Raw genomic sequence first — 11,125 nt, 5'->3', positions numbered from 1 at the left:
TTGGTTCCCGTGGCAATACCATGATTATTTATATTCTGTGTGCCACCATTAATTATGGTATTTGTCGCGTTTCCGGCTACGTCCATGGTTCCGCCGATATCTATTCGGGTCGCATCAGCTTTAGCATTCGCTAAAACTGACATTGTTCCTTTATCTTTAATAATTGTCTTGTTTGCCGAACCATATACGTCTAAATGACCACCGTTTTCCAGCAACACATTGTCTGCCACGTTATTGTGAATAGAGAATGCCCCTTCACTATTCGTACCGCTCACCGTCGACCTGTCAGTCATTGCTTTTAAAGCCGCGCCATCGTGCTGGGTAACATTCGTTGCCGTGCCCTCTCTAACATCAAGCACGCCACCGGAATATATTTCAATAACATTCGAGGTGCTCCTGCTATCAACAATTTGCGTCCCACCAGAATAGATCGTGGTAGTGTGCGCCGTTGACGTGTTTTGCAGCGTCTGCATTCCTCCATTTTTAATGGTGGTTATTTGTGCAGTGCTTGAATCAACATCCTGTCGACCACCATCTATTGTGGTGTCCAGCGCATGGCTCTTAATTGTTCTTTGGTCACCTCCATTTTTAATGATAGTGTTTTCTACAATACTCGAATCTACATACTGTCGGCCCCCATCTATTGTTGTGTTCGTTGCCAGACTTCCTTGTGTGATGTTTTGAGAACCAGATGTATTTATCGTCGTACCGTCAACATGCCCCTGAGCTGTTACTGTTTGTTTACCACCATCAATGACAGTCCCGTTTGCTCTCCCTCCTTCGACGTATGAATTACCATTCTTAATTATCGTGCCATTGCTGTTACCATCCTTATAAATGTACTGATTGCCACCCTCGATTAACGTGCCATTGCTGGTACCACCGTTATAAACTTGCTGATTGCCACTCGCGATTATCGTACCGCTAGAATTCCCACCATTATAAATTACCTGTGTACCCCCATGAAGGATTGTATTATTAGCTTGCCCCTGATAATTGTTATGGTTTGCTACATCTTGTTGTCCACCCATTTCAATAATACTTCCATTAGACACCCCACCAAATACAGTCTGGTGGCCGTGATTAATGATATGAGTATCATTAGTTGTCCCCCGTTCATCTACTATTTGCTCGCCATCCACAGTTTCACCATTTACGATACCAGTAACGATTGATGTGAAAGCAGCCTCTCCAGGCTGGGCATATATCAAGGCAGATATCAATAAGGAAAGTACTGAACGGCGAAAATAATAGCGACTGGTCCTGTTCATAAATTTCATCCTCTGAAAAGTGAATACTGAGTAGCGGGTAAGCAACCTTAGCTCTGCTGCAACATCAGCCCACAGGCACCAGACCAAGGGGATTCATCCTGAAGAGACAGCGCAAGTGTATTGTGTTCACCGCTCATCAAAGACATCATGATGAAATGATGATATTCCGCATAAGAAAGAGGCATTTTTAGACGCATCGCGCTGAAGTGTGGTTGAATAAAAATTAATCTTTTCAGATAAGACTGTCGTACGCTTATTCTGCGAAAATAAGGCCGTCGGCAAAGTAAAATGACTCACATAATTGTTTCTGATGAATATCTTCTACTCACATGAATATTACACAATAATATTGATGCATCAGATTATCTTACCTTTACAACATCACGTTAACAGCCAATGACACTTCTTGAATAAAAATATTGTCAATCAAAGAGTTATTTTTTATTTAAGATTATTCTCATTCAAGTAAAAGACATAATTCCTATCATCACAGCCACGCTCATTTTGAATTATCTGAATAATAGCGAGCGTTCTTTAGTTAAGCAGGTCTTAATTGAAGACGAAATTATTGTGTGTGCAACTTACTTAATACCGGACATCTAAGTTGAAGAAAAAAATACTCGCCTTCGGGCTTATCTCAGCATTGCTCTGCTCCGCGCCAGCCATGGCGGATATGAATCGCACCACAAAAGGTGCACTACTTGGTGCAGGCGTTGGTTTACTTACTGGCAATGGCGTTAATGGCGTACTGAAAGGTGCAGCTGTTGGCGCTGGCGTTGGTGCAGTAACAGAAAAAGGCCGCGACGGCAAAAATGCGCGCAAAGGTGCAAAAGTGGGTGCCGCCGTTGGTGCTGTCACTGGCGTTCTGACCGGCAATGGCCTTGAAGGGGCGATTAAAGGTGCCGTAATTGGCGGTACGGGTGGTGCAATTCTGGGTAAAATGAAATAAGGAATGATGATGAAAAAATTTGCTTTACTGGCGGGTCTGTTTGTTTTCGCACCAATGACCTGGGCGCAGGACTACAATATTAAGAACGGTTTGCCGTCAGAAACCTATATTACTTGCGCAGAAGCCAACGAAATGGCAAAAACTGACAGCGCACAAGTTGCAGAAATTGTTGCGGTAATGGGTAATGCCAGCGTTGCCAGCCGTGATTTAAAAATTGAGCAATCTCCGGAACTGAGCGCCAAAGTGGTAGAAAAACTGAACCAGGTTTGCGCTAAAGACCCGCAAATGCTGTTGATCACGGCAATTGATGACACCATGCGTGCTATCGGCAAAAAATAATATTTCGTCTGTTACCGCGTCGATTGATTCGACGCGGTGGTTGTATATAGTTCTACAATGAAACATCACACCCGCCAATACGCCCTCACAACAACAAGCAAAGCAATTTAATCGGCATTAAACCACAAATACAACAATACTTATTACTATATAGCGGCTATAGCATAAAGAAAGATTAGTGCTGATCCCTGTGGCTAACGAGTTTTTCCCTTACTCGATTAACCAGATTGATCGCCAGCCAAACAAGGGCATTCAGCAAATTTATCGTCACAAGCACTTCTCCAAGCCCAGTACTGGGTTTTGCGATAAGGATGACCAGCAAGGTGATCAGCATAAATGCAATGGAAAAGATGATATAGAGAGTGAAATAATCCAGATTATTACTATTGTTCATGCTACTAATGGCAATCCTGTCAAAACTTTCAAACAATTATAGCAAACAAAATAATGAACAATAGTAACAAGACGCAACGAGCTAATTAGCTGTCTATAATTACACCGCACCATGGTCTTAATGATCAATTTTTACTCAATCATAACCTTCACCTTCGGTTTAGAAAGGATAATTTTAACCAGGTCGATGTAGGTTACCGGTTTATAGAAATAATAACCCTGCTGAAATGTGATGTTGTTTTGATTCAGATAATCAAGTTGTTCTTTTGTTTCGACACCTTCAGCGACGATACTGATCGAAAGTTTACGAGCCAGATCCAGTACACAATCCAGAATCCTGGTTGATTCCGGGTCTGCATTGACACGACCAACAAAACTGTGATCAATTTTAATATAATCAATATGCAGATCATGCAGATAAGAAAGCCCTGAATAGCCAGTACCAAAATCATCCAGTGCGATGACAAAACCATTTTCATGCAGAATGTTCAACCGCTGAACCAGACTTTCATCAACATTTAATGATTCACGCTCGGTCACTTCCAGAACGAGGTTTAAATCGCGGCGGGTAAAACTGTCACGGAAAATTAAGCACTCGTCGACAAACGTCGGCGAAATAATATGCGAGGCACTAAAATTAATTCCGATATGAAAACCTTCCGGCAATTTACTCGCGATAGCGTTCATCTGTGTGACAACCTGATTCATCAGACTTTGTGTAAGCGGAACAATTAATCCAGATTTTTCAGCAAGTGGAATAAATGCCGCGGGTGAGATATATTTGCCGTGAGGTTGTTTCCAGCGGGCTAATACCTCAACTCCCCGCAATGTACCTTCCCGACCATTTACCACAGGTTGGTAAAAAGGGACAATCTCACCATTACTTATTGCCCGTCGCAGGACCTCTTCAGGCGTTGCGCTTTTATTAAAATACTTATCAAGCAGGTAGGCTGCGGCGCAGGCAATTAACAGAATGAATATCAAAACCCCTACGCCATTATCGATAAGTCTGTAGAAGCTAAAGAATGGTGGTGGGTTAAAGATAATAGTGAAATGATATCTTGTGGAGTGAACCTTCTCAGTATAAGGATAGTGTCCATTAAGCGTCATCACGTCACCGGTAGGTCCAATAATGTCATCCGCTACGCGTAATGCATACCTTACCCCTTTCAAGGGCACATTAAGCGCTCCACGAATATGCTGATCACTTATCGTGACCAAAATACGCGTGTCTGCAAATTGGCTCTGATAGAGCAGGATAGGCAATCTATTGACGGTGTCGATTGCCGGAGCCAACAATAAATTACTGTCAGGGAAAGCAGGAATACGAGACAGCAGGACTCGATTCCCCGGCAAGGATGTACACCAGACCATTCCGCGTTTGAGAATGATGATTGTGCGCAAGTGAGGTTTCAGAGCTGCTTCGGTGCCAAGCTGATATTGCTCCTCGAGGTCGCATTCCTTCCCGGCAATGTTAACCGCCGCTTGAGTCGCCTGTGACGCTTCTTCAAGTATGTGATTGATATTGTTGACAGCATATCTCGCTCCCGCCATATATGCTGCTTTTGCGGAATACCAGAGCTGGATATTCAAAATAGCGACACCGGTTATAAACAAGCATATCGCAACGAGGATGGGTATGAGTGTATTGCGCATTCGCTTGTCCCGGACTAAGGATTTTAATACATGAAAATGACGTTCATTCGCTCGTGCTGGCGTCTAAAGAGAGCATGGTAGAGAGCATAAGAAATATCCACGCCGAAGATAAAATTTTCTCCATCGTCATCTAACCTATTAATTATTGTGCTTAATGTGGGTAAAATTAAGCAAATCTGGCAGGATGTCAGACGTCAAGAATGGAGAACAATAGTTCTCCATTCTTGTTTAACCCCTGATATTCCGGATATATTAAGAAACATAACGACTTAAATTATTACTTTGCACCAGCATATGATACAGCTGATGGTAATTTTAAAACCTTACTCAGTTCTAAGAGAGCACGGATTCCCTGTCATTAATAATGACATCCGTTAGTGTTGTCTTATGCAATTCAATGTACTGCAAAATTTGCAGGTAGAGATCAGAAAGAATCACACTCGTTTCATCTTTTAAACGCAAGCGTAAAGCCTGATCAAGAATATGACTATTAACATACCCATGCGCCATGAACACCTCCCTCTCGAGATTTTTAAATAAAGCACATTGAAAAATAAATCTCTCGGGAATTGAATTATTCATGTCAGCCTCGTAAAAATATCAATCCAATAGAATTATGCTGTGTATAGTCTAAGCGACAGACAAAAATAAGATGAATGAGTTTTCTATAAACTTATGCTAGTTATACTAAACAATAAAAAGTCACATATCATCAGCTGTGTATCGCAACACGATTTCCAGTGTTTTTCTAATCACATCAGCTTTGAGAATATCACTTGTTGTTTCCAGAGAGTGTATCAGACTTAAGATAATATTTTTATTATTAACATTATCGCCTGAAAGCATTAAATTGGTCACAGCCTGCCCTAACACAGCTGACTCTTCTTCTAACAAATTACCCGAACTGCGAAAGTAGCTTGATAACGCTTTATCAGTTATTGCATTATGAATTGTAGTATCTTCAAGCATGGTAACCTCTCATCTTACTTATGAAATTTTAATGTATTCTGTTTATTTTCTTACCATTGAACATACTTTTATTGTCAGCTATCGCTGTTCTTCTGTTTGGCCCTCCTGTATCACTGTTGCTAAAATCACGAATTATGCTGTCAATTAAATCTCGTCGGAAAGCATTTTCCTCAGCCGATTTCATTACGAGTAATTGCTTAATAAGAGTCTGCAACGAAAAATTTATCTTCATGCGTAATATCTGGAGCACCGCCTGGCCAGTAATTTCATGTTTTATACTTTCATTATCAGATGTCTTCATAACGACTTCATAGTTAATCTGTCAAATAATCAGGCTGTCACATTATTCAAAAAGCAACCCAATTAGTGAATTGTAGTGTTTCTGTTCCTCTTCCCCTGTCGCTTGCTCCAGTCGACAAAGAAGTTTGGTACAAAGCGACTTTCGACTCAGATTACGTCCATCTTTCAAAATTTCAGTCACAATTTCCCCGAGGGTTTCCTGCTGAGTAGGCAAGTTAGCTTTTGCAAAGTAACGAGTAATTGCCCCCGCAGAATCTGAAATCACTGAATTTTGCTGCATGCTACGCCTCTATTAAAAATGTTAAACGTTGTTAAGTGCAGTAACAATAGCAAACTTGTACGAAATATGTGTACAGAATGATAAATTATTTTTTTGCAATTAGTGCTAACACCTATAAAACAATGAGATACGTAAAAATTATTTGCATCATTTGACTGACAACCTATACAAGATTCCAAACGAACTCATCTTCAACTTTTTCCACCTTTTATAAATGTAAAGAAACAGTTATGTTTTGGTATTAAAAGAAAGACACAAGCAGATATGTCTGTTACCGTCTTACTCTCGCCTCGCCCATTACCCTGGATTGTTAATGCTTACCACCCTTATTTATCGTAGCCATATACGTGACGACGAACCTGTCAAAAAAATCGAAGAAATGGTTTCGATAGCAAATCGCAGGAACATGCAGTCTGACGTAACAGGGATCTTACTGTTTAATGGTTCTCATTTTTTCCAGCTTCTGGAAGGTCCGGAAGAACAGGTTCAACTGATATATCGGGCCATATGCCAGGATCCACGGCATTATAATATTGTTGAACTGTTGTGCGATTACGCGCCTGCTCGCCGTTTTGGCAAAGCAGGAATGGAATTATTTGATTTACGCCTGCACGAGCGAGATGACGTTTTACAGGCCGTATTCGACAAGGGTACATCAAAATTTCAGCTAACTTATGATGACAGAGCGCTACAATTTTTTCGTACTTTTGTCCTTGCAACCGAACAAGCAACCTATTTCGAGATCCCTGCCGAAGACTCCTGGCTTTTTATCGCTGACGGTTCTGATAAAGAACTTGATTCCTGTACCCTTTCACCAACTATAAACGACCACTTTGCCTTTCATCCTATTGTCGATCCCTTATCGCGGCGAATAATCGCTTTTGAAGCCATTGTGCAAAAAAATGAAGATAGCCCATCAGCTATAGCGGTTGGGCAGCGTAAAGACGGGGAAATCTACAAAGCGGATCTCAAAAGTAAGGCACTTGCATTCGCGATGGCACACGCACTTGAGCTCGGTGATAAAATGATTTCAATCAATCTATTACCTATGACCCTGGTTAACGAGCCTGACGCGGTCTCTTTTTTACTTGATGAAATAAAGGCCAATGGTTTGGTGCCTGAACAAATTATCGTGGAATTTACTGAAAGTGAGGTCATATCTCGGTTTGATGAATTTGCCGATGCTGTTAAATCACTTAAGGCTACCGGTATGAGTGTAGCAATTGACCATTTTGGCACAGGTTTTGCTGGTTTGTTACTCCTGTCACGCTTCCAGCCTGACAGAATTAAAATCAGTCAGGAATTGATTACCAATGTTCATAAAAGCGGGCCTCGGCAGGCAATTATTCAGGCGATCATAAAATGCTGTACATCACTTGAAATTCAAGTCTCTGCGATGGGTGTGGCAACACCAGAAGAGTGGATGTGGCTTGAATCTGCAGGAATTGAGATGTTTCAGGGAGATCTGTTTGCCAAAGCTAAATTGAATGGTATCCCTTCAGTTGCGTGGCCGGAGAAAAAATAATTTTCAGCACATTATTTCACATGATTTCTGGAAATCATCGTGAAAATGAATACGTTATGTTTTAATTTAATCCACATTAAAAATAATGTTTTATCCAATTTAGCTGAAATCTTATTTATACTTTGTACAATTTTAGCGTATATTGTACAAAGTATTATTGGGTCGTGTACAGGCGACGGAGATTTATGAGCGCAAGGAGGAATTGTGGCTTATTACAGCATTGGTGATGTTGCTGAACGTTGCGGGATTAATCCTGTCACTCTCCGGGCCTGGCAACGCCGCTACGGTTTGTTAAAACCACAGCGCAGTGAAGGCGGACACCGACTCTTTGATGAAGAAGACATACAACGCATCGAAGAGATCAAGCGTTGGATAAGTAATGGCGTCCCTGTAGGCAAAGTTAAAGCATTACTGGAAACCACCAGCCAGGATACGGAAGATGACTGGAGCCGCCTGCAAGAAGAGATGATGTCAATTCTTCGTATGGCTAATCCTGCCAAACTACGCGCGAGAATTATTTCACTGGGTCGAGAGTACCCGGTAGATCAATTGATTAATCATGTTTACCTTCCTGTTCGTCAGCGTCTCGTGCTTGATCACAACACCTCCCGCATTATGAGCAGTATATTTGACGGCGCATTAATTGAATACGCAGCAGCCTCACTTTTCGAAATGCGCCGTAAGCCCGGTAAAGAAGCCATTCTAATGGCGTGGAATGTTGAAGAGAGAGCACGATTGTGGCTGGAAGCATGGCGTTTATCATTGTCAGGATGGCATATTTCTGTCCTTGCTGATCCCATTGAATCGCCGCGCCCGGAACTGTTCCCGACGCAAACATTGATTGTCTGGACAGGCATGGCACCAACGAGAAGGCAAAACGAACTTTTACAACACTGGGGTGAGCAAGGTTATAACGTCATCTTTCATGCCCCCTAATTTCACCTTTATCCCGCCCCTTAGACAGAATCTTATAATCTGAACCCACAACAGCGTTTGTACCGGAGCTGATCCGTTGCAAAATGCTCACCGGGAGAATTCAGGTAACCCCCCCTTTCACACTTTGTACATATCACAGCCAAAGGACAGACCAGCTTGAAGTGAGAAAACCGATCGTGCACACTACGCACTCTCACAACTAACAAAAGGTTATTATCCTGATGGATCAGGTCGTTGTTTTTCAAAAGATGTTTGAAAAAGTGAGAAAAGAGCAAAACTTTTCCTGGTTTTATTCAGAGTTAAAACATCACCGTATTGTGCATTACATTTATTATCTGGCTACGGATAACATCAGAATTATTACTCACGATGAAACAGTTTTGTTATTAAGAGGAAACCGTAGCCTGTTAAAAGTCAGTACAACCAAAAACCCAGGAAAAATTAAAGAGGCGGCATTGCTTCATATTTCTGGGAACTCTACATTTTGGGAGTATTGTACAACACTGGCAAGTGCTGGCGTTTTCCGCTGGGTAACCGATGTTAATAACAACAAACGCGGCTACTACGCTATTGATAATACGCTGTTGTATGTTGAAGATGTGGAAAATAACAAGCCATTAATCTAGCAAAATTTTAACACATCAGAGATCTATCATAATTCAGTAAAATAACAAAATATTATCAGGAACGAGTTAACGCTGCTCATAACAGTCAAACCGATACTATAAAACCCAATAATTGAAACCTTTTCATCATGTCAGTAAGATAGTCATCCTTATGATCTTTATATAAAAAAGCCAACCATGGTGGTTGGCAAAGTGGCACAAACCAGCATAAAAGCTATGCTTTGTTTAAAAACCTTCTTTAAATTAAATATATATCGTCCTGACTAAACAGAACTAAAACGGAATGAATTATTTAATCATGTTACTAAATTTGATTTTGTTTAGCCTCTGTTGAGATCCCTTGTTTTAAATTTCATTTGGATAAAATTCTTAATTAAATCCTTGGGAGTCAATTATGTCTATGCAAAGTCAAGGAATGAACTTTGAAATGAACCTATACGCATATTTGAATAAATATGATAGTCGGCTTTCAGAAGAAAAACTTGCAATTGATAAGGCAGTTAGAGATTTATATCTTTGCAACGAACGCGTGGATAACAAGAGAATTATACTGAAATTGCTCTCATTTTTATCATCTGCTGATGACATTGTTGAAAAAGATATTATCAGGAATGCTTTGGAAGTGGTGCTTCTTTTTACATTAGACGATATTTAAGTCATCTCAGGAGTTTTAATACACGAAGAGTGCCCGGATACTAGCGATTATATTCATATTTAATTATGAGTGCGGGGAAAGAGATTATGCATTGGCATATTTCTCTAACGTCCGCGATAGAAAAACAACTTTAAATATAAATAAAGAACAAACCACCTTTGCATTCAACCTCATCTGAGCTGACTATAGTACAAATTATATTGATATTCTTTATCAACATCATTGGAACAGAAGAATAAGGCGAAGAAATGAAGTGTATAGTAATTGATACTGTAATACAACCTTCGTGTGGTATATATTTTTCAGTCATATGGAGCGATATAAAAATGATCATTTGGTATCGTTCAAATATCTTTCTCCCACCTGGCAGCATATTTACAGTTATTAAGTCAGGTATTATACTCGAGGATAAAGAATATCCGATCAGTATTTTTAACGTGGCGCTATTCAACAAAAATTTATGGAATTTAATCAAAAATAGTCAAGAGTGTCCTACAGAATCAAACAAAATTACGAATAAATGCCTGCATAAGCATTGCATTATGCAAATATGTCCACATGGTCTCAAGTAATGGGGGTTATTTAACCTTCCCTATATGCTATAGATAAATCTACCAAAAACTGCCCCTTCGTAGAGGGGCTCTATGATTTTGTTTTATTTGAAGGCATGGTGCTGAATGTATTCGTTGAATCCAGATTCAACACCTGAAGCTGCACTTAACCCATAATACTTGTTTCTGGTTCCTCTACCGAGTGGTCAAACAATGATATGTATGTGACGTCAGAGTTTATTTTTTTAGTGTTTAATGCTATTAATTTAACGTAGTTACCTATCTTTTTTCTACCTTCTGAACTAACCTTAGGTTTCAACGTATCCGGCAGGAGGGGCTATCCCCAATCTTAAATTTTGCTGCCCGATTTGCTCAAGCCAAAGTTTTAATTTTACAACCTATAAACCTGAGTTAAATCAACCTCATGGTGCTGTCTGTTCCCGCTGTGGAACAAGACTCACTGCAACATCTTGCATTCCTAAACTTCGCAGAAGGCGATGGGCAAAAACTGTACTGTAATGTTATTTCGATGTCTCTTATGGTAAATAGGAGGCGTCGAGGCTAAGTGAGTAGCCTGCTTGCTTCTCAAGCCTGGATACTATCAGCATTCACGTCAGATGAAATGATGATATTTCGCGTAAGAAAGAGGCATTTTTTTATCAACTTCACATCGGA

General features: G+C 40.4%; 15 protein-coding genes and 1 pseudogene. 8 read left to right on the top strand and 8 right to left on the bottom strand.

Features of this window, described 5'->3' with window-relative positions; all coding sequences use genetic code 11:
* Both BGE37_RS07155 and BGE37_RS25090 read right to left on the bottom strand, forming a co-directional pair.
* A partial coding sequence (locus BGE37_RS07155; RefSeq protein ID WP_198598465.1) for an AIDA repeat-containing protein occupies positions 1 to 1,271 on the bottom strand: 1,271 nt, incomplete at its 3' end.
* Between the two features lie 64 nt (positions 1,272 to 1,335).
* Positions 1,336 to 1,456 (bottom strand): annotated as a pseudogene (locus BGE37_RS25090) (ATPase).
* 265 nt (positions 1,457 to 1,721) lie between these two features.
* Between BGE37_RS25090 and BGE37_RS07145 the strand changes: the two are divergent.
* Genes BGE37_RS07145 through BGE37_RS07135 form a run of 3 tightly spaced genes read left to right on the top strand, consistent with a single transcriptional unit; the run spans position 1,722 to position 2,559 of the window.
* Complete coding sequence (locus BGE37_RS07145; protein ID WP_032183962.1) at positions 1,722 to 1,874, top strand: hypothetical protein; 153 nt, start codon at positions 1,722 to 1,724, stop codon at positions 1,872 to 1,874.
* A gap of 1 nt (position 1,875) precedes the next feature.
* Complete coding sequence (locus BGE37_RS07140; RefSeq protein WP_000726978.1) at positions 1,876 to 2,220, top strand: YMGG-like glycine zipper-containing protein; 345 nt, start codon at positions 1,876 to 1,878, stop codon at positions 2,218 to 2,220.
* A 3-nt stretch (positions 2,221 to 2,223) separates the two neighbouring features.
* Complete coding sequence (locus BGE37_RS07135; RefSeq protein ID WP_000979977.1) at positions 2,224 to 2,559, top strand: YmgD family protein; 336 nt, start codon at positions 2,224 to 2,226, stop codon at positions 2,557 to 2,559.
* Between the two features lie 175 nt (positions 2,560 to 2,734).
* Here the strand turns inward: BGE37_RS07135 and ymgF are convergent, their stop codons facing one another.
* The 6 genes from ymgF to ycgZ form a co-directional block, all read right to left on the bottom strand.
* Positions 2,735 to 2,953: a cell division-associated protein YmgF gene (gene ymgF / locus BGE37_RS07130; protein WP_001065863.1), complete on the bottom strand. Its 219-nt coding sequence runs from the start codon at positions 2,951 to 2,953 to the stop codon at positions 2,735 to 2,737.
* A 131-nt stretch (positions 2,954 to 3,084) separates the two neighbouring features.
* Complete coding sequence (locus BGE37_RS07125) at positions 3,085 to 4,608, bottom strand: EAL domain-containing protein (RefSeq protein ID WP_088541689.1); 1,524 nt, start codon at positions 4,606 to 4,608, stop codon at positions 3,085 to 3,087.
* Between the two features lie 333 nt (positions 4,609 to 4,941).
* Positions 4,942 to 5,190, bottom strand: coding sequence for a hypothetical protein (locus BGE37_RS07120; protein WP_088541688.1), 249 nt, complete (start codon positions 5,188 to 5,190; stop codon positions 4,942 to 4,944).
* Between the two features lie 120 nt (positions 5,191 to 5,310).
* Positions 5,311 to 5,577 (bottom strand): biofilm/acid-resistance regulator AriR, encoded by a 267-nt coding sequence (gene ariR / locus BGE37_RS07115; protein ID WP_000888778.1) that lies wholly within the window; start codon positions 5,575 to 5,577, stop codon positions 5,311 to 5,313.
* A gap of 28 nt (positions 5,578 to 5,605) precedes the next feature.
* Positions 5,606 to 5,878 (bottom strand): hypothetical protein, encoded by a 273-nt coding sequence (locus BGE37_RS07110; RefSeq protein ID WP_032302888.1) that lies wholly within the window; start codon positions 5,876 to 5,878, stop codon positions 5,606 to 5,608.
* 42 nt (positions 5,879 to 5,920) lie between these two features.
* The gene (gene ycgZ / locus BGE37_RS07105; protein WP_001186982.1) at positions 5,921 to 6,157 is read right to left on the bottom strand and encodes a regulatory protein YcgZ; all 237 of its coding nucleotides are present in this window, start codon (positions 6,155 to 6,157) and stop codon (positions 5,921 to 5,923) included.
* Between the two features lie 313 nt (positions 6,158 to 6,470).
* Here ycgZ and bluF point away from each other — a divergent pair, with 313 nt between their 5' ends.
* From bluF to iraM, 5 genes are all read left to right on the top strand, one after another.
* Positions 6,471 to 7,682, top strand: coding sequence for a blue light-responsive regulator BluF (bluF, locus tag BGE37_RS07100; RefSeq protein WP_105277835.1), 1,212 nt, complete (start codon positions 6,471 to 6,473; stop codon positions 7,680 to 7,682).
* A 204-nt stretch (positions 7,683 to 7,886) separates the two neighbouring features.
* Complete coding sequence (gene bluR, locus BGE37_RS07095) at positions 7,887 to 8,618, top strand: DNA-binding transcriptional repressor BluR (protein ID WP_000332295.1); 732 nt, start codon at positions 7,887 to 7,889, stop codon at positions 8,616 to 8,618.
* A 221-nt stretch (positions 8,619 to 8,839) separates the two neighbouring features.
* Complete coding sequence (locus tag BGE37_RS07090; protein ID WP_032183956.1) at positions 8,840 to 9,244, top strand: DUF1398 domain-containing protein; 405 nt, start codon at positions 8,840 to 8,842, stop codon at positions 9,242 to 9,244.
* A gap of 394 nt (positions 9,245 to 9,638) precedes the next feature.
* A complete protein-coding gene (locus tag BGE37_RS07085) occupies positions 9,639 to 9,899 on the top strand; it encodes a biofilm development regulator YmgB/AriR family protein (protein WP_105287902.1) in 261 nt (86 codons plus the stop codon).
* A gap of 248 nt (positions 9,900 to 10,147) precedes the next feature.
* Positions 10,148 to 10,471 (top strand): anti-adapter protein IraM, encoded by a 324-nt coding sequence (iraM, locus tag BGE37_RS07080; protein WP_000649797.1) that lies wholly within the window; start codon positions 10,148 to 10,150, stop codon positions 10,469 to 10,471.
* Positions 10,472 to 11,125: the final 654 nt, after the last annotated feature.

The sequence above is a fragment of the Escherichia sp. MOD1-EC6300 genome (assembly GCF_002965045.1).
Lineage (GTDB): Bacteria > Pseudomonadota > Gammaproteobacteria > Enterobacterales > Enterobacteriaceae > Escherichia > Escherichia coli_F.
Note: the sequence above shows the minus strand (reverse complement) of the source record. Positions and strands in the feature narration are given on the sequence as shown.

Coding starts and splice junctions, on each gene's coding strand:
- BGE37_RS07135 (WP_000979977.1), top strand. CDS start 2,224: ATGATGATGAAAAAATTTGCTTTACTGGCGGGTCTGTTTGTTTTCGCA.
- ymgF (WP_001065863.1), bottom strand. CDS start 2,953: ATGAACAATAGTAATAATCTGGATTATTTCACTCTCTATATCATCTTT.
- BGE37_RS07125 (WP_088541689.1), bottom strand. CDS start 4,608: ATGCGCAATACACTCATACCCATCCTCGTTGCGATATGCTTGTTTATA.
- BGE37_RS07120 (WP_088541688.1), bottom strand. CDS start 5,190: ATGAATAATTCAATTCCCGAGAGATTTATTTTTCAATGTGCTTTATTT.
- ariR (WP_000888778.1), bottom strand. CDS start 5,577: ATGCTTGAAGATACTACAATTCATAATGCAATAACTGATAAAGCGTTA.
- BGE37_RS07110 (WP_032302888.1), bottom strand. CDS start 5,878: ATGAAGACATCTGATAATGAAAGTATAAAACATGAAATTACTGGCCAG.
- ycgZ (WP_001186982.1), bottom strand. CDS start 6,157: ATGCAGCAAAATTCAGTGATTTCAGATTCTGCGGGGGCAATTACTCGT.
- bluF (WP_105277835.1), top strand. CDS start 6,471: ATGCTTACCACCCTTATTTATCGTAGCCATATACGTGACGACGAACCT.
- BGE37_RS07090 (WP_032183956.1), top strand. CDS start 8,840: ATGGATCAGGTCGTTGTTTTTCAAAAGATGTTTGAAAAAGTGAGAAAA.
- BGE37_RS07085 (WP_105287902.1), top strand. CDS start 9,639: ATGTCTATGCAAAGTCAAGGAATGAACTTTGAAATGAACCTATACGCA.
- iraM (WP_000649797.1), top strand. CDS start 10,148: ATGAAGTGTATAGTAATTGATACTGTAATACAACCTTCGTGTGGTATA.